Annotated in this window: 10 protein-coding genes; 7 read left to right on the top strand and 3 right to left on the bottom strand. The window is 42.0% G+C overall.

What is annotated here, in order from left to right; translation table 11 throughout:
• Positions 1-9 precede the first annotated feature (9 nt).
• A complete protein-coding gene (locus E2H97_RS12765) occupies positions 10-1,665 on the top strand; it encodes a phosphoethanolamine transferase (protein WP_133407490.1) in 1,656 nt (551 codons plus the stop codon).
• A gap of 16 nt (positions 1,666-1,681) precedes the next feature.
• On the opposite strand, the gene E2H97_RS12760 is transcribed toward E2H97_RS12765, so the two are convergent.
• A complete protein-coding gene (locus E2H97_RS12760) occupies positions 1,682-2,116 on the bottom strand; it encodes a DUF3010 family protein (RefSeq protein ID WP_133407489.1) in 435 nt (144 codons plus the stop codon).
• 15 nt (positions 2,117-2,131) lie between these two features.
• Positions 2,132-3,472 carry a DEAD/DEAH box helicase gene (locus tag E2H97_RS12755; RefSeq protein ID WP_133407488.1) on the bottom strand — a complete coding sequence of 447 codons (1,341 nt, stop codon included), beginning with the start codon at positions 3,470-3,472 and terminating at the stop codon, positions 2,132-2,134.
• Between the two features lie 219 nt (positions 3,473-3,691).
• On the opposite strand from E2H97_RS12755, the gene E2H97_RS12750 reads away from it, so the two are divergent.
• Genes E2H97_RS12750 through E2H97_RS12740 form a run of 3 tightly spaced genes read left to right on the top strand, consistent with a single transcriptional unit; the run spans position 3,692 to position 15,562 of the window.
• On the top strand, positions 3,692-13,492 hold the full coding sequence (locus tag E2H97_RS12750) for an Ig-like domain-containing protein (protein WP_133407487.1): 9,801 nt from the start codon (positions 3,692-3,694) through the stop codon (positions 13,490-13,492).
• 47 nt (positions 13,493-13,539) lie between these two features.
• Positions 13,540-14,937 carry a TolC family outer membrane protein gene (locus tag E2H97_RS12745; protein WP_218938217.1) on the top strand — a complete coding sequence of 466 codons (1,398 nt, stop codon included), beginning with the start codon at positions 13,540-13,542 and terminating at the stop codon, positions 14,935-14,937.
• A 28-nt stretch (positions 14,938-14,965) separates the two neighbouring features.
• Positions 14,966-15,562 (top strand): OmpA family protein, encoded by a 597-nt coding sequence (locus E2H97_RS12740; RefSeq protein WP_133407485.1) that lies wholly within the window; start codon positions 14,966-14,968, stop codon positions 15,560-15,562.
• Positions 15,563-15,624: 62 nt separating this feature from the next.
• Here E2H97_RS12740 and E2H97_RS12735 read toward each other — a convergent pair whose 3' ends face one another.
• Positions 15,625-16,620 carry an NADP-dependent oxidoreductase gene (locus E2H97_RS12735; protein ID WP_133407484.1) on the bottom strand — a complete coding sequence of 332 codons (996 nt, stop codon included), beginning with the start codon at positions 16,618-16,620 and terminating at the stop codon, positions 15,625-15,627.
• Positions 16,621-16,748: 128 nt separating this feature from the next.
• Here E2H97_RS12735 and E2H97_RS12730 point away from each other — a divergent pair, with 128 nt between their 5' ends.
• The 3 genes from E2H97_RS12730 to nrdG all read left to right on the top strand — a co-directional run bounded on the left by E2H97_RS12730 (position 16,749) and on the right by nrdG (position 19,980).
• Positions 16,749-17,174: a MarR family winged helix-turn-helix transcriptional regulator gene (locus E2H97_RS12730; RefSeq protein WP_133407483.1), complete on the top strand. Its 426-nt coding sequence runs from the start codon at positions 16,749-16,751 to the stop codon at positions 17,172-17,174.
• Between the two features lie 218 nt (positions 17,175-17,392).
• Positions 17,393-19,510: an anaerobic ribonucleoside-triphosphate reductase gene (nrdD, locus tag E2H97_RS12725; RefSeq protein ID WP_133407482.1), complete on the top strand. Its 2,118-nt coding sequence runs from the start codon at positions 17,393-17,395 to the stop codon at positions 19,508-19,510.
• Positions 19,510-19,980 (top strand): anaerobic ribonucleoside-triphosphate reductase-activating protein, encoded by a 471-nt coding sequence (gene nrdG, locus E2H97_RS12720; RefSeq protein WP_133407481.1) that lies wholly within the window; start codon positions 19,510-19,512, stop codon positions 19,978-19,980. The genes nrdD and nrdG overlap by 1 nt, the downstream gene beginning before the upstream one ends.
• Positions 19,981-19,996: the final 16 nt, after the last annotated feature.

The raw sequence follows: 19,996 nt of genomic DNA, 5'->3' as shown, positions 1-19,996 counted from the left end.
GGTGATTTGATGTCATTAAAAAAATTTTTCTATCGCGAGAGATCGTTTGGTGGCGTCATAGCTACATTAGCCTTGTATTTCACTTTGGTACTAAATGTACCTGTATACCACAAATTGTACGGCATTTTTTCTGACGGCTCACAACACAGCATACCTTTCATTATCTCAATACCGATTTTCTTTTTTTTCGTGATCTATTTGGTTCTGCATCTATTTGCTTGGCCCAAAGTAGTCAAAGTGTTTTTTATTCCATTGCTGATCATTTCTAGCGCGATGAGTTACGCCACTTTCTACTATGGTGTGATTTTCGATAAAGACATGTTGGTGAATATTCTTGATACCAATAAAGGAGAGGCACTTTCATACTTGAGCCTATATTCGGTTGGGTGGGTGTTTTTACTCGGTGTGTTACCAAGTGCCGTTTTAGGTTTTACTAAAATAAAAGACATCTCGATAAAAGAGTTAGTGATTAATAAATTTATGGCGCTGTTTGTCGTTGTGGTGGGAATATTTGCGATTGCGGCCATATTTTACAAGGATTATGCTTCATTTGGTCGAACCCACAATAATTTGCAAGAACTGGTTATTCCTACCGAGTTTTTGTATAGCGTAACCAAATTAACAAAACAGAAGTACTTTAGTCCTAAAGTGCCTTATAAAAAAGTAGGTTTAGATGCCAAGCTAAATCCTAAGGCTTTTGGAGGAAATAAGTCGAAGAAACCTAACTTAGTTATTTTCATGTTAGGTGAGACGGCAAGGGCGCAAAATTATCCTTTTAATGGCTATCACAGAAATACCATACCCTATACCCAAATGTACAAGCCTTATTTTTTTACTCAAGTGGCTTCGTGTGGCACGGCTACAGCAGTTTCTGTCCCTTGTATGTTTTCTAATATGAATCGAACTGAGTTCGACGTTAAGCGTGCAGATAATCAAGATGATGTATTAGATATCATGCAAAGGGCGGGCATTGACGTACTCTGGAAAGAAAATGATGGTGGCGACAAACATGTAGCTAAAAATGTGACTCAAATTAAGCTAGATACGTCTAAAGTTGATGAGTTTTGCAATGGTTCAAGCTGTCATGATGAAGCGCTATTAAAAGGGTTATATTCTCAAATCATTCGAATGAAAGGAGATAAGTTCATTGTTCTCCACTTGATTGGAAGTCATGGGCCAACCTATTTTGAACGCTACCCAAAATCAATGGATTTTTATAAGCCAAGCTGTCAACGTGCTGATATTGAAAACTGCTCATCTGAAGAAATTTATAATGTATATGACAATACACTCAGGTATACAGACTATGTAATGGCGAAAGCCATAGGCTTGTTAAAGAGCTTTGAGTTCAGCCACAACGTAGCTTTAATGTATATGTCTGATCATGGTGAGTCATTGGGTGAAGACGGTATTTATTTGCATGGCTTGCCGTATAAGTTCGCACCAACAGAGCAAAAGCATGTGCCTTGGATGTTCTGGATGTCGGATGAATTTGCTAAGGTCAAAAATATCAGTGGAAACTGCTTAAGGAAAAATGCTCATAATGCTTATAGCCAAGATAACCTATTTTCTACCTTGCTAGGTTTAATGGATGTATCGACTAAGGCTTATAACAAGAAAATGGATATTTTTTCTGAATGTCGAGGAGAGAAAGCGGAGCAGTAGCTCCGCATTAGCTAAATTATTTTTGATAGATCAAGCGGTTTTGAAACGCATAAACCGTTTCAAATGCCGTTTTTTGGAATTTTTTCAATCCCAAGGTATCAAAATCTACATGAGGTGGGTTACGTTTAATCTGCTCTTTCACGTCAAGAATCGAAATTAAATCTACAGGAAGATCTTGGAGTTGAATTGCCGCTTCAAGTTTAAAGCTGGTGGCACTTCCTGCGAACTTGCCTTTTTGATGACGCTCTAAAATTACGATGCGATCGATTTTGTAATCTTCCATTAGTTTATTAAAGGCAAAATGGAAGTCACGAATATTATCCGTTTCACTCGATTTCGATATGCTAAAAGAACGCTTACGGCATTCTGGTACCGTGAAGGTATCACCCTCATAACTTAGTAAGCATAAAATGGCTTCGCCACCAGTCAGTTCTACACCACAAATTCTCATTGTTTTTCCTAATTATTAATCTTCGTCAATTGGTAAGCTAGCTGCCGGCTTACGGCGCATTGGCGCGTCACCAATATCAATTGAATTCGCAAATCGCTTATCTCTTTTAGGAGCGGATTTGGTTTTTTTGTTTTGCGGCCTGCGTTTTGCAGACGGTTTAGTATAGGGTTTTGCTGTTTTAGCCTTGGCTTTCGGCTTGGGTTTTAAGCCTTTAAATTTACCTTCTAACCCTTCTATGCTCGAAAAATCAAAGGTTTTATTTAGGAAACGCTGCACTTTTAAAAAGCTTTCCCAATCTTTGGGGCCAACAAGGGATACTGCGTCACCTTTAGCACCAGCTCGTCCAGTTCGACCAATACGATGGACATACTCTTCGGTCATTTTTGGCATGTCGAAGTTTACAACTAAAGAGACGTTTAATAAGTCTAAACCACGAGATGCGACATCAGTTGTTACCAGTATTTGGTAGTGCCCACGGCTGAATTGATCCATGATCTTGTTACGGGCACTTTGGTTTAAATCACCACTTAATGCAATGGATTTAAAACCATCTTGATTTAGCTTGTCTGCAAGTCGTTGAGTATCATCTCTGGTAGCCGTAAAGATGATGATTTGTTTTTGCTCGTCTTGTTTGAGTATCGCATTCAGTAAAGATTCTTTGTGATCTAAATGGTCACATAAGTATACTTTTTGGGTGATATCTTTATGTTCTGTATGACCACTATCAACCACAAGATGCTCTGGGTTGTTTAGCAGCTCTTCAGCAATTTCATTGACTTCATCGTGTTCAAGGGTCGCTGAGAACATTAATGTTTGGCGACGACGATGATCAGCGGCTTTGTGTATGGCTCTGAGCTGTGCTGCAAAACCCAAATCCAACATTCGATCAGCTTCGTCCAAAATTAAAAACTCTAAGCCGTTTAAATACAAATTCTTTTGGAATAAATGGTCTGTAATTCGTCCCGGAGTACCCACAATAAAATGAGGATCTTTTGCAAGTGCTTTAGCTTGGTCATTGAAGTTTTCCCCACCAAGTATACTCACAGCTTTATATCGAGTATTAGCTACTAATAATCGAAGTTGACTATAAACTTGTTGGGCAAGTTCTCGGGTCGGTAGCAAAACTAATACTCTAGGATCTCGTTTAGTCAAAGCCTTTGTTGATATGACTCTTTGCATCGCAGGGAGCAAAAATGCCAGCGTTTTACCTGAGCCAGTCTTTGATGAGGCCATTATATCTCGACCAGCCATTGCCACAGGAATAGCTTGCTGTTGTATTTGAGTCGCTTTAGTGAAGCCCATGTGATTGATGGTTTCAAGAATACGACGGTCTAAGGAAAACTCGGTAAATTGCAAAAGAATACTCCAGAATCAATATCGCTTGGCATTATACCCGAAGAAAAAAATTTTATGTGGGATATCGGGCTTAAAAATAAGACTGATGAACATTTGATGAATGTTAATCATTTGTTGTAAAAACTATTGACTATAAAAATGGTCAAGCTTATATTCGTCGCTTGGCAGTATAAAAATTAATCAAAATCTCCGCTCAAGGATGAGCGTTTAGGGGCTAACATGGAATTGTTTACCGTCTTGCAATCTGGCAAGTTTCACTCTGTTAATGGTCATATTGGAGTTTCACTGGGCGATATAGAGTATCGCGCTAAAGCAGGAGACTTCATTCCCAAAGGTGCAAGCATTATAGTTTTTGATGGCGCACTCTTTTCGATAAAATTTGAGAATGGCGAAGTTCAGTCAAACGCCGATAATTCTATTTCTCCTGTCGTTACCAATAATTTACTTCCAGTGACAAATATCAATGCTATTGAAAATATTCAAGCCATTATTTTAGCTGGTGGTGATCCTTCACTTGAAATTGAAACCGCAGCAGGCGGAACTCGTCAAGAAGGTGGTTTTGATTTTATTGCTGTAGATAGAGTAGGTGATGAAACTATAGCGCAAGCAGGATTTGACACACAGGCGTTGATAGCTGGAAGTATCAATAGAAGTGACCAAGGTGAAGGTAATGTTCTATTTGATTCTATATTAGCCAATGACTCCAATACCATAGCTGAAGATGAAGTTGCAGTAGGGAATGTGTTAGAAAATGATGTTGACCCAGACTCTACTCTTTTTGTCTCCAGCGTACTCATCAATGGCGAAAGATTTGATGCAGGGCAAACTATTCAACTTGAAAATGGAACCTTGGTTGTCAATGCTAATGGTGATTACCGCTTCGAGCCAGTTGCCAATTGGAATGGCGCCTTACCGTTAATCACTTATACGACTAATACTGGTGCATCAGCGACACTTGCGATAGTTGTGACGCCTGTTAATGATGATGTAGATGCAAAACCTGATAGTTATTCAGTTACTGAAGACAATTCTATAGCACTAAATTTACTTGCCAATGATGATGCGCCTGATGGTGGCTTAGCAATACAATCCATTAATGGAGAAGCGTTAACGGGTAACGTACAAACCATCACAGTTCCCAATGGCCAAGTGGTGATTAGCACCGACGGCATTATCACTTTTGAGCCAAACGAAAACTACAATGGCGAAGTTAGTTTCAACTATGTGGCTAGAGATGTTGATGGTGATACAGCTGAAGCCAATGTTACGATTAATGTCACGCCAGTTGATGATCCCACAAAGACCGAAGACGATTTAAACGTGGTAAATGAAGACACCACTGCTACAGGTAATGTCCTCGACAACGATTCGGATGTAGATAATGGCCTAAGTGTCGTGAGCTTCAAAATAGGTGATAGCACTTATACAGCAGGGACAACTGTTGCTTTAGCCGAAGGCGCTTTCACCCTAAACAGTGATGGTACTTACACCTTTGTGCCAGCGAAAGACTGGAATGGCACAGTACCAACGGTGACGTATACGCTTAATACTCACAGTGACACTAATCCAGCAAAAGCGGATCTCAATATCACTGTCGACCCGGTCGATGATCCAACTATTGCAAAAGATGATGTTAACGTCATTGATGAAGATACCACGGCTACAGGTAATGTACTTGATAATGACTCAGATGTAGATGATGACCTAAGTGTTGTGAGCTTCAAGATAGGCGATATCAGCTATACGGCCGGAACCACAGTGTCTTTATCCGAAGGTTCGTTCACCCTAAACAGTGATGGTACTTACACCTTTGTGCCAGCGAAAGACTGGAATGGCACAGTACCAACGGTGACGTATACGCTTAATACTCACAGTGACACTAACTCTGCGCAAGCGGATCTCAATATTACCGTCGACCCTGTCGATGATCCAACGATTGCAAAAGATGATGTTAACGTCATTGATGAAGATACCACGGCTACAGGTAATGTACTTGATAATGACTCAGATGTAGATGACGACCTAAGTGTCGTGAGCTTCAAAATAGGTGATAGCACTTATACAGCAGGGACAAATGTTGCTTTAGCCGAAGGCGCTTTCACCCTAAACAGTGATGGTACTTACACCTTTGTGCCAGCGAAAGACTGGAATGGCACAGTACCGACGGTGACGTATACGCTTAATACTCACAGTGGCACTAATCCAGCAAAAGCGGATCTCAATATCACTGTCGACCCGGTCGATGATCCAACTATTGCAAAAGACGATGTTAACGTCATTGATGAAGATACCACGGCTACAGGTAATGTACTTGATAATGACTCAGATGTAGATGACGACCTAAGTGTCGTGAGCTTCAAAATAGGTGATAGCACTTATACAGCAGGGACAAATGTTGCTTTAGCCGAAGGCGCTTTCACCCTAAACAGTGATGGTACTTACACCTTTGTGCCAGCGAAAGACTGGAATGGCACAGTACCAACGGTGACGTATACGCTTAATACTCACAGTGACACTAATCCAGCAAAAGCGGATCTCAATATCACTGTCGACCCGGTCGATGATCCAACTATTGCAAAAGATGATGTTAACGTCATTGATGAAGATACCACGGCTACAGGTAATGTACTTGATAATGACTCAGATGTAGATGATGACCTAAGTGTTGTGAGCTTCAAGATAGGCGATATCAGCTATACGGCCGGAACCACAGTGTCTTTATCCGAAGGTTCGTTCACCCTAAACAGTGATGGTACTTACACCTTTGTGCCAGCGAAAGACTGGAATGGCACAGTACCAACGGTGACGTATACGCTTAATACTCACAGTGACACTAACTCTGCGCAAGCGGATCTCAATATTACCGTCGACCCTGTCGATGATCCAACGATTGCAAAAGATGATGTTAACGTCATTGATGAAGATACCACGGCTACAGGTAATGTACTTGATAATGACTCAGATGTAGATGACGACCTAAGTGTCGTGAGCTTCAAAATAGGTGATAGCACTTATACAGCAGGGACAACTGTTGCTTTAGCCGAAGGCGCTTTCACCCTAAACAGTGATGGTACTTACACCTTTGTGCCAGCGAAAGACTGGAATGGCACAGTACCGACGGTGACGTATACGCTTAATACTCACAGTGGCACTAATCCAGCAAAAGCGGATCTCAATATCACTGTCGACCCGGTCGATGATCCAACTATTGCAAAAGATGATGTTAACGTCATTGATGAAGATACCACGGCTACAGGTAATGTACTTGATAATGACTCAGATGTAGATGACGACCTAAGTGTCGTGAGCTTCAAAATAGGTGATAGCACTTATACAGCAGGGACAACTGTTGCTTTAGCCGAAGGCGCTTTCACCCTAAACAGTGATGGTACTTACACCTTTGTGCCAGCGAAAGACTGGAATGGCACAGTACCAACGGTGACGTATACGCTTAATACTCACAGTGACACTAACCCAGCACAAGCGACCCTTAATATCACCGTTAACCCAGACGATGATCCAACGATTGCAAAAGATGATGTTAACGTCATTGATGAAGATACCACGGCTACGGGTAATGTCCTCGACAACGATTCGGATGTAGATGATTACCTAAGTGTCGTGAGCTTCAAGATAGGTGATAGCACTTATACAGCAGGGACAACTGTTGCTTTAGCCGAAGGCGCTTTCACCCTAAACAGTGATGGTACTTACACCTTTGTGCCAGCGAAAGACTGGAATGGCACAGTACCAACGGTGACGTATACGCTTAATACTCACAGTGGCACTAATCCAGCAAAAGCGGATCTCAATATCACTGTCGACCCGGTCGATGATCCAACTATTGCAAAAGATGATGTTAACGTCATTGATGAAGATACCACGGCTACAGGTAATGTACTTGATAATGACTCAGATGTAGATGATGACCTAAGTGTTGTGAGCTTCAAGATAGGCGATATCAGCTATACGGCCGGAACCACAGTGTCTTTATCCGAAGGTTCGTTCACCCTAAACAGTGATGGTACTTACACCTTTGTGCCAGCGAAAGACTGGAATGGCACAGTACCAACGGTGACGTATACGCTTAATACTCACAGTGACACTAACTCTGCGCAAGCGGATCTCAATATTACCGTCGACCCTGTCGATGATCCAACGATTGCAAAAGATGATGTTAACGTCATTGATGAAGATACCACGGCTACAGGTAATGTACTTGATAATGACTCAGATGTAGATGACGACCTAAGTGTCGTGAGCTTCAAAATAGGTGATAGCACTTATACAGCAGGGACAACTGTTGCTTTAGCCGAAGGCGCTTTCACCCTAAACAGTGATGGTACTTACACCTTTGTGCCAGCGAAAGACTGGAATGGCACAGTACCAACGGTGACGTATACGCTTAATACTCACAGTGGCACTAATCCAGCAAAAGCGGATCTCAATATCACTGTCGACCCGGTCGATGATCCAACGATTGCAAAAGATGATGTTAACGTCATTGATGAAGATACCACGGCTACAGGTAATGTACTTGATAATGACTCAGATGTAGATGATGACCTAAGTGTTGTGAGCTTCAAGATAGGCGATATCAGCTATACGGCCGGAACCACAGTGTCTTTATCCGAAGGTTCGTTCACCCTAAACAGTGATGGTACTTACACCTTTGTGCCAGCGAAAAACTGGAATGGCACAGTACCAACGGTGACGTATACGCTTAATACTCACAGTGACACTAACTCAGCTCAAGCAGCTCTTAACATCACCGTCACTCCCGTTGACGACCCCAGTCAACTCACTGCTGATGTCAAATCAGTGGCTGAAGACCATCCGGCCATCGGTAATGTACTCACTAACGACAGTGATGTGGACGATACGCTGACGGTGGTTCGTTTTGAAATCAATGGCAAAAGCTACAGCGCGGGCAGCACCATTGGCTTACCGATAGGCAGCATCACCATCGACACGAATGGTGATTACCGTTTTGACCCCGTCCCGAACTGGAACGGCCAAGTCCCGACCATCACTTACTTTGTGAGTACCGGCGCTTCAACAACCTTAGACATCACCGTCACCCCTGAAAGTGACTCGGTGTTTATCTGGACAACAGGCGCTTACGTTTCCGACGAAGGCTTAGTCAATGGCTTACCCGACACCGAAGGCGTCCCCGACACCACCAACAGTGCCACCGACAGCGGTGAAATCGTTCTAAGGAACGTTGACAAGGACAACTTAACCGTAGAATTAGGTGGTCCAGCTGGGCTGAAATCAGGCGGGCTTGATATCAAATGGCAGTGGGATGTGGACAGTCAAACCTTGATAGGGTACACGGGTAATAACCCAGACAGTAACCAAGTGATGACCATCAAGCTCAATGCCCCAGCTGACACCACAGGGGGGACTTGGACCTACGATGTCACCTTACTTCAAGCCATCGATCATGGTGATCCCTACAAAGAAGATGCAATATCTAAGCTGTTTAGTGTCACCGTGACCGACAGTGAAAACAATGTCGATACCGGTAACTTCTTCGTGGCCTTTGAGGACGACCGCGCGGCGGACATCACCGCTCCATCCGTGGACGTTTTAGAAGTTAACGCCTTACCCGGTGAACCCATAGGTCTTGCCGCCAGCGAGCTGAATGTTCAATGGGGTGGGGACGGTCAAGGTCGTCTCATTTTACAGCCCACCACAGAAAAAGGAGTAAAAACCCTTGATGGGCAGAATATCCTGTTCTATCTCTCGGGCAATGTCATTACCGGTAAAGCAGAAGATGGCACCGAAATCTTTAAGTTCGAGCTGACCCAAACGGGCAGTTGGACGTTCAAGCAGTTCCATCCTATCCAAGCGCCCGCCGATGGTGACTTAGACTTCCTGGTGACTATCCTTGATGGCGATGGAGATCGAAGTACCGCTCACATTACCGTGAATCCACTCATCAGTGGTTACACCGATGACAATGAAACTCGAAGCCTTGCCGAAGACAGTGACCCTATCACGGGCAATGTCATCGATGGCATTAGTGCCAATGGCCCAGTAACCGTGAAGAGCTTCACCATAGCAGGCGACACGAATACTTACACGGCATCGGATGCGGTGATAATCCTCAAAGACATTGGGGTGTTCAGCCTGAACACCAGCGGTCAGTACAGCTTTAAACCCGCTAAAGATTACTTTGGTCCGGTTCCGGTTATCACCTATCTACTGACGGACAGCAAAGGCGTTGAAGACAGCTCCACCTTAACACTGACCGTCACCCCCGTTGACGACCCCAGTCAACTCACTGCTGATGTCAAATCAGTGGCTGAAGACCATCCGGCCATCGGTAATGTACTTACCAACGACAGTGATGTGGACGATACGCTGACGGTGGTTCGTTTTGAAATCAATGGCAAAAGCTACAGTGCAGGCAGCACCATTGGCTTACCGATAGGCAGCATCACTATCGACACGAATGGTGATTATCGTTTTGACCCCGTCCCGAACTGGAACGGCCAAGTCCCGACCATCACTTACTTTGTGAGTACCGGCGCTTCAACAACCTTAGACATCACCGTCACCCCTGAAAGTGACTCGGTGTTTATCTGGACAACAGGCGCTTACGTTTCCGACGAAGGCTTAGTCAATGGCTTACCCGACACCGAAGGCGTCCCCGACACCACCAACAGTGCCACCGACAGCGGTGAAATCGTTCTAAGGAACGTTGACAAGGACAACTTAACCGTAGAATTAGGTGGTCCAGCTGGGCTGAAATCAGGCGGGCTTGATATCAAATGGCAGTGGGATGTGGACAGTCAAACCTTGATAGGGTACACGGGCAATAACCCAGACAGTAACCAAGTGATGACCATCAAGCTCAATGCCCCAGCTGACACCACAGGGGGGACTTGGACCTACGATGTCACCTTACTTCAAGCCATCGATCATGGTGATCCCTACAAAGAAGATGCAATATCTAAGCTGTTTAGTGTCACCGTGACCGACAGTGAAAACAATGTCGATACCGGTAACTTCTTCGTGGCCTTTGAGGACGACCGCGCGGAGGATGTGACTGAAGAGGCTGTCAATGTCATTGCGAGCGGAGTTCGTGAGGTAGTGGGAGAGTTCGATCTAACGAAATCAAGCGCTATAACAAGTGATAGATTGATTTTTGCAGATTTTGTTATTACCGGTAATGGCTTTACCTCATCAAGCAACTCAAATTTAGTTGCTGCTGATTTACGTCAAGGTGATACAGGGTTAAGTGTGATCAGTAACGGCTCTCCTTACCTGCCTCTAAACCGAGAAATAGAGTTCAGAGATTTTGGTGGAGGAAAGACCGCTTCAGAAGAAGTTGTTATCCAATTGAATCCTGGAACCATCGCCTTTGAAATGAACATTGAATTTAGTTTGCTATTTGGTAGTGAACTGGAAAAGGGAGAGGTCGTCTTCTATTTGAATGGAAATGAAGTTGCGACAAGATCATTTAGCAATGTTCCTGGTAGTAGTGACTTTGCTGCAAACTTTAATGCGATACCTGGTGGTTTTGACAAAGTAGTAATAAGAGCAACAGATAACGGTCATCCAATAGGTGAAAACAGCGATTTTGCCATTAAGAGTATAGAGTTTGTTGGAGAGGAAAATCAGCCCATAGGCACAGCAAAAGGAAAGCTGAATGTTCAGTGGGGAGCTGATGGAGAAGGCAGTTTGATCCTACAGCCAGCTACTGAGTCTGGTTTGAAAACACTTGATGGTCAAAACATTGTGTTGGTTCATAATGGCAAGGTTATTACAGCCATAACAGAAGATAACACTGTGATGTTTAAATTTGTTTTCACGCCTAATACAGGTAGTTGGAATTTATTACAATATCATCATATCCAAGCGCCTGACGATGGTGATTTGGACTTCCTTGTGACCATCATTGATGGTGATGGAGATCGAAGTACAGGCCACATTACCGTGAATCCACTCATTAGTGGTTACACCGATGACAATGAAACCCGAAGCCTCGCTGAAGACAGTGACCCTATCATGGGCAATGTCATCGATGGCATTAGTGCCAATGGCCCAGTAACCGTGAAGAGCTTCACCATAGCAGGCGACACGAATACTTACACGCCATCGGATGCGGTGATAATCCTCAAAGATGTTGGGGTGTTCAGCCTGAACACCAGCGGTCAGTACAGCTTTAAACCCGCTAAAGATTACTTTGGTCCGGTTCCGGTTATCACCTATCTACTTACAGACAGTAAAGATGTTGAGGATACTTCTACTTTAAGCCTGACTGTTACTCCAGAGCCTGATCAAGTGACAGTTACTGCCAGCGGGGTTTTAGTATCTGAAGAGGGAATCGCAGGGCTTGGTGTTCCTGATAATGATGGGCAGGATGACACCACAAACCAAGCCTTTGATGAAGGTACGATTGAAATAAATAACCCTGATGGAACACCATACACCATAAGCCTAGATGGCCCAGATGGATTGACCTCTGGTGGAAAGCCAATATTCTGGTTGTGGAATAAGAACACTAATACATTAACTGGTGCTATTAACACTACTGGGGATGATGGTTTAACTATTTCGACGCCTGTGGTCGAAGTGATTTTAACTCAACAATCCGACAGTAATGTTTGGGATTATGATTTGAATATCCTGCGAGGTATTGATCATCCTGAAGCGACAATTGAAGGCATTGATTTCAATTTAGCTGTCAATATAAAAGACAATGATGGTAATAAGTTAGCTTCCACAGATCTTACTGTAACCGTTGAAGATGATGGTGTTTCAGCAAGTAATCATACTCAAACATTGGATATTTCTGTTGAAACTTTTACCTCAAGTAATATTGAAGCTGAATGGGCTCATTTAGATGGTTATAACAGTACGGTTCGAAGATATGATGGTGATGATAATGACTTAGCTAAAGATCAAATCAGGTGGGGGAGCACATATGGAGAGCAATCTGGGTATGGCTTTAAAGATAATGATTCTGGTTTAAATAATGCCTTACCTTTAAACCAAAACATTATCTTGGGTACGTTTACTCACTACAACAAAATAATTCAATCAGGCAGTTCTATCTCAGAAGCTCTGCTAAAACTTTCATTTACTCTTACGGATTCAAATGGTGACACTACACCGGTAGAGATGAAAATTGAGTTTGACCATAATGAAACTCCAAATAATGGAGGCGCGCCTGACGATATTATTACTGTTGGTAAGTCGACTGTTACCTTCGAATATGAAGGGAACAAGTATTCCATTCAAGTTGTGGGTTTTGTCAGTTATGATGAGAAAGGAAATGCGGTTGTAAATCCAGTAATTAAAACCCCTGAAAATGCTGAAACCAGTTATGAATTGGCAATTAGAATTGTCGAAGGGGATCAATATACTCCTCCAAACATAACTGGCAATATTATTGAAACCAGTGTCAGCGGTGCAGATCAAGGATTTGAACTTGTTGCGATTGCGTTTGAAGATAACCAGCAAGCGATAAATGGTGGGGAAATAACCATTGTTGGTAAGTATGGTGAGTTAGTCATTGCTGAGGATGGACAATACACTTATACACTAACGGCAAGTGCAGATAATATCCCTGATAATCAAACTGAAACCTTTACGTATACCGTAAAAGATGCAGATGGTGATACTGCTGAATCTCAGTTAATCATTGATTTAAACATAGTCAATCAAAATGATAGTAATGTCATTAACTCAACTCCAGATCAGCTAGAGGTTTTAAGTCCTGATGATATTTTTGATGCAATGACAAATCAAGAAGCTGTAATCAATGATGCGTATTCTGAAGATTCAAGCGATTTCAGCGCATACAAGGGCTTTGAACAGCAGTCGATTCTGTTGGGAGAGGATATTGATGCCATCGGCACTGTAAGTGATGTGGATGGCTTGTCTCATAACTTGGCAATGAGCGTATACGAGTCTGAAGCGAACAATGATGGGCAGAGTAATGCAGTAGATACACCATATCAATATTATGATGATCAAGATATTCGCGGTGAACTATTACCTTAACAAATAAATAAACTGCGCTAGCTGCGCTCGATAAAACACACGGAGAGATGAAAATGGACCTAAAAGGAATTAGGCAACTCACACCCATTGCTTTAGCAGCAATTGGGTTATGGGCGCTACCCTCACTATCAAATGCACAGTCATTAGAGCAAGCTGTTGCTCATGCCTTGGATACTAATCCAGAAGTACGGATTTCGTATAATCGATTCAAAGCAAACCAAGAAATCCATAACCAAGCTTGGTCAGGGTACCTTCCAAGCGTTGACTTAACTGCTGGGTATGGCATCGAGTATACGGATTCACCCTCAACAAGACGTGATAGCTCTTTAGGGGCTAAGATCGATGACAGAACAGAAAGGTTGAATCGTGGTGAGCTTGGGATCAGTATCAGGCAGCTAGTTTTTGATGGCTTTTATACTAGCAGCGAGTCTGAAAGAACCGATTTTGAAGCAAGTGCCGCTCAGTGGAGTTTGTTTTCAAAGGCTGAAGATGTCGCACTGGATGTCGTTAAAGTTTACATAGGTGTTCTTCATGCTCAAGAAATACTGACGCTTGCAGAAAAAAACCTAACGACTCATCAAGATATTTTTGATCAAATTAAGCAAAAAACCAGTTCTGGGTTAGGTTCTACGGCAGATTTATCTCAAATTACTGGTCGCCTTGCACGTGCCAATGCCAATGTCGTGGCAGCTAAGAATAATTTATTAGATGCTCAATCTCAGTTTTTTAGAGTAGTATCTCAGCAGCCAAAAGACATAGTTGCTCCAGTACCAGACGCTGATATGCTACCAAAAAATTTAGCTGAAACCTTATTATTAGCGAACGAAAATCACCCAACGTTGAAAGCTGCAAATAGTGATATTAATGCGGCGAAATCAGCTCAAAGTACTGCCAAATCTGGTTATTACCCAAAAATTACTCTAGAGCTTAATGGAACGGCTAATAATGATACCAATGGTGAAGATGGGGTAACCAATAAGCCTCCATTCCAAACGGATGTTGGGGGGCATACCAATAACTATTCTGCGATGCTGAAGTTACGCTATAACTTATATGCAGGTGGTAAAGATTTAGCCAAGGAAAATGAAAGCGCATACCGGATCAGTGAAGCTAAAGAAGTAAGAGAAAGAGCTCATCGAGAGGTTGTAGAAGGAGTGAACCTTTCTTGGAATGCGTTGGATTTACTTACGCCTCAAAAGCAATATATAAGACAACATGTGGAAGCTGCAAAAGAAACCCAAAAGGCGTATGTTCAGCAGTTTCGTCTTGGTCAAAGAACACTATTGGACTTACTTGATACAGAAAACGAATTATTTGAATCAAGAAAGGCTTACTTACGAGCAGAGCTAGATGAGGTTGTTGCCAAGTATAGGGTGCTTAATTCCACAGGACGATTATTAGATTCATTAAGAGTTACTCGCCCACCTGAGTGGCAAGGTAAGTAAAAACTCATATTTTCATGGAGGAAAACAAATGAGAACATTAATTTTGATACTAATAGCCCTTGTTACAACTGGATGTGCGACAAGAGACATAAAGCCTATGAGTGGTTCAACTGCTCAATATTATGATTTAAACGATAAAGATAATGATGGTGTCGTTATTGCCAGAGAAAAATGCTTGAAAACCGAGACGGGAGCCGAAGTTGACAACTATGGCTGCGGCACGACAAGTAAGCATTTACAGCGAAAAGAGCTGAATATTAAGTTTGCTAACAATTCTGCTTACTTGGCACCTAAGTATTTCAGTCAATTAGAAGAAATTGCTGCTTTCTTAAGGAAGTACCCAGACCTAAATGTCACTATTGAAGGGCATACCAGCAAAACAGGCAGCTATGAGCACAACCTAGAGCTTTCACAAAAGCGTGCTGAAGCTGTAACGAAAGTGCTTGCTGAAGAATATCAAATTCCATCGGATAGACTAAATGCCGTAGGTTACAGTTTTGAACGGCCAATCGCTGACGGTGATGATTCTTATGCCCATGCTCGTAATCGTAGAGTAGTGGCTGAGCCCACTGTAGAAGATACTTCTACAGCCTATAAATGGACGATTTGGACTGTTGAACAATAAAAGTCTTTGATTTAATGGGAATTTGGCGGCGAACTATGCCGCCAAATGTATTCAAAACAACATTAAAGTTTTACCAGCATTTTACCTTTGTTTTTTCCTTCAAATAATCCAATAAATGCATCAGGGGCATTCTCAAGGCCTTCAAAAATAGTTTGCTCAACTTTAATATCGCCTTTGGCTAACCATTGACCCATTTGCTGAGTAAATTCGCCGTAGTGTTCCCAATGGTCAAACACAATAAAGCCTTCAATACGCAGTTTTTTAATGATGATTTGAGCCAGATTAACAGGGCCAGGAGTTGGCCTAGTATCATTGTATTGGGAGATCATACCGCATACCGCAATGCGTCCATAATCTTTCATATTGTTGAGTGCAGCTTCTAAGTGGTCACCACCGACATTTTCAAAATACACATCAATACCTTCCGGTGCGGCTTGTGCCAGAGCTGTATTTAAGTCGTCAGTAGTCTTATAGTTGATCACCTTATCAACGCCAAGCGCTAAAAGAGCCTCAGCTTTTTCATCACTACCAACAGAGCCAATAACTTTTGCTCCCATTTGTTTGCCTAACTGACAAGCTACACTACCTACCGCACCAGATGCAGCAGATACAAATAAAGTTTCACCAGCTTTTAAATTGGCAATGCGATTTAATCCCGTCCACGCTGTCATTCCTGGCATTCCCATCACACCAAGAAAATATGAAGGATCAAATGGCGTTTGTGGTAAAGCGGTAAGCTGTTCAGCTGTTGATACAAAATGCTTTCGCCAGCCCATCATATGATTTACAAGAGTGCCAACTTTAAAATCATCATTTTTTGATTCAACAACCTTACCTATTGCCCCGCCTTCAAGTACATCACCAATTTGGAATGGAGCAATGTAACTCTTACGGTCGATCATTCTTCCTCTCATATAGGGGTCGACCGACATCCATAAATTTTCTACTAGAACTTCACCTTGCTGCAGTTGGGGAAGAGTTACATCAACCAATTTAAAGTTTTCAGCAGAAGGCAAACCTTCAGGGCGAGAATGGAGAAGGATATTTTGTGTAATCATAACGTTTACCTATAATTCATTATTGACGGGTAAATACTTTGCGCGCTAACTAATTGTGATAAACTATACACTTGAGGAAATTTAAAAACAATTGCTTTGTGCGCAAACTATATTTAAAAGGTGAAGCCATGAATCAAAAACAACAATTAAGTGATAACGTGTGCTTTGCTGTTTATTCTGCAAACAATGCGATTATTCGAGCCTACCGACCTTTGTTAGAACAATACCAACTGACTTTTCCTCAGTACTTGGTCATGCAGTCGTTATGGTGTGAAGATGGGATAAGTTTAACTGAACTCTCTAACGCAACTATGCTGGATCTAGGTACATTAACTCCCATAGTGAAGCGTTTAGAAGGGAAGTCGCTATTGACGAAAGAAAAAAACCAAGCGGATGAAAGAAAAAAAGTATTGGTGCTGACAGAGCAAGGTAATGCTATACGCTCTGAAGCGCTAGAGCTCAAAAAAACCTTACTTGAGAGAGTCAATTTATCTGAAAAACAATTGAAATTGTTAAAAGAGCAATGCTTAAAAATAGTTGAGGACCTAGGCTAGAAAAAAATAAATTACAAGATTGACATTCTATTTTAGCGGGCTGGTCAGCAGAAATGATCAGCCCGCTTTTTTGCAGCCAACAAAAGTGATCCAGATCATAGCTATTTCAATTTTAATATTGCTTAATGCACACTATATAGTGCTTAAGTCTATATTTAATACTACATAGTGTGTTGTTGACACTGTGGAGTGACAATCATTGTTAATTGGAGAGTGGCATGCCATTTGTGATAAAACGAGATGGGATCAAAACAGTATTTGACCCTAAACGTATTTTTTTAGCGGTAAATGCAGCAGCAGAGGCCGCTGGAATATCTGATCAAAAGTATGCCCAATTGGTTGCAGAACGAATTCATAAGTTGTTTGTAGGTCAGCAAGAAGTTGCCATTCAGCAATTACAAGATACTGTTGAAAATGAACTCATGTCTGGGCCGTATAAAGGGATGGCTAGACATTATATTGAATATCGCCATGATCGTGATGTTGCTCGTGAAGTGAGCAGTACCCTTAACAAGGAAATCAGAGGTCTGGTTGAGCAAAGCAATGCGGATTTATTAAACGAAAATGCCAATAAAGATGCCAAAGTTATTCCAACGCAAAGAGACCTATTGGCAGGGATTGTCGCTAAGAATTATGCCAAAAAGCATATGTTACCAAAAGCGGTTGTACGGGCTCATGAAAGAGGTGAGCTTCATTATCACGACTTAGACTATGCACCTTTTTTTCCAATGTTTAATTGTATGCTTATTGATCTAGAAGGGATGCTCACTAATGGCTTTAAAATGGGTAACGCCGAAATTGAAACGCCAAAATCAATTTCAACAGCAACAGCGGTTACTGCACAAATCATTGCACAAGTTGCTAGCCATATTTATGGCGGAACGACCATTAACAGAATTGATGAAGTCTTGGCTCCGTTTGTGAAAAAAAGCTTCGATAAGCATTTAGCCATAGGCAGGGAATGGAATATCGCCGATGTTGAGGCTTATGCCAAAGAACAAACCGTAAAAGAATGTCATGATGCCTTTCAGTCACTTGAGTATGAGGTTAACACCCTACATACGGCAAATGGTCAAACTCCCTTTGTTACTTTTGGTTTTGGCTTAGGTACTCGTTGGGAATCACGGCTTATTCAAGAGTCTATTTTGGCCGTTCGAATTGCTGGGTTAGGTAAGAATCGGAAAACAGCAGTATTCCCAAAATTAGTCTTTGCAATCAAAGATGGCGTAAATCATAAACAAGGCGATGTAAATTACGATATCAAGCAACAAGCGCTTCAGTGCGCTGCAGCTCGTATGTACCCAGATATTTTAAATTACGATCAAGTGGTTAAAGTTACTGGTTCATTCAAAACGCCTATGGGGTGTAGAAGTTTTCTAAGCGAATACCATGAAGACGGTAAGCAGTTACATGAAGGACGAAATAATTTAGGTGTTGTCAGTCTCAACCTTCCCAGAATTGCGATTGAAGCCAAAGGTGATGAGCAAGCTTTTTATCAATTACTCGATCAGCGTTTAAAGCTTGCCCGTCTTGCGTTAGATACGCGTATTGATCGCCTTAAAGGCGTGAAAGCCAAAGTTGCGCCAATCTTATACATGGAAGGTGCTTGTGGTGTGAGATTACAGGCTGAGGATGAAATTACCACAATATTTAAGGATGGTCGAGCGTCAATTTCCCTAGGTTATATTGGTCTTCATGAAACCATTAATGCGATTTATGGTGATGATATCCACGTTTATGACAGTAGTTTTCTTCGTGAAAAGGCGTTGAATATTGTTAAACATCTTAAAGCTGCAACCGATGCTTGGAAACAAGAAACAGGTTATGGCTTTAGTTTATACAGTACTCCGAGCGAAAACTTATGCAGTCGTTTTCATCATATTGATGCTAAAGAATTTGGTTTAATAAAAGGTGTCACTGATAAGGGATATTACACCAATAGTTTTCACTTAGATGTTGAAAAGAAAGTAAATCCATACGATAAAATTGATTTTGAACAGCCATATCCAGAAGTCGCCAACGGGGGCTTTATTTGCTATGGCGAATACCCAAATATGCAGCACAATGTGGAAGCGTTAGAAAACGTCTGGGATTACAGCTACAGCCGAGTCCCATACTATGGAACCAATACTCCAATTGATGAATGTTATGAGTGTGGTTTTTTAGGCGAGTTTGAATGCACCAGTAAAGGCTTTACTTGCCCTAAATGTGGTAACCATGATCCAAGCCGAGTATCTGTAACTCGACGAGTGTGCGGTTACTTAGGAAGCCCAGATGCACGCCCGTTTAACTCAGGTAAGCAAGAAGAAGTTAAACGTCGAATTAAGCATTTATAATGAATTATTCTCAATATTACCCCGTTGATGTGGTCAACGGGCCGGGCACGCGTGCAACATTATTTGTTTCTGGTTGTATTCACCAATGTCGAGGTTGTTATAACCAAAGTACATGGAACCCAAATTCTGGTTATCTTTTTGATGAGGCAATGGAGCAAAAGATAATTGATGACTTAAATGATACTCGTATTAAGCGCCGAGGTCTTAGTCTATCTGGCGGGGATCCACTACATCCAGCCAATCACCAAGGGGTCTTAGCTTTGGTTAAACGAGTAAAGTCTGAATGCCCTGATAAGGATATTTGGCTATGGTCTGGTTATACCAAAGATGAGCTATCACAAGAGCAACAGCAAATTATTGACCTTGTCGATGTTATGGTGGATGGTAAATTTGAACAGCTTTTAGCCGATCCGAGTTTACGTTTTAGAGGAAGCTCCAACCAAATTATTCATTACTTTACGCAATGTTAGATGATATACCATTCGT

This window comes from Parashewanella tropica (assembly GCF_004358445.1).
Lineage (GTDB): Bacteria > Pseudomonadota > Gammaproteobacteria > Enterobacterales > Shewanellaceae > Parashewanella > Parashewanella tropica.
Note: the sequence above shows the minus strand (reverse complement) of the source record. Positions and strands in the feature narration are given on the sequence as shown.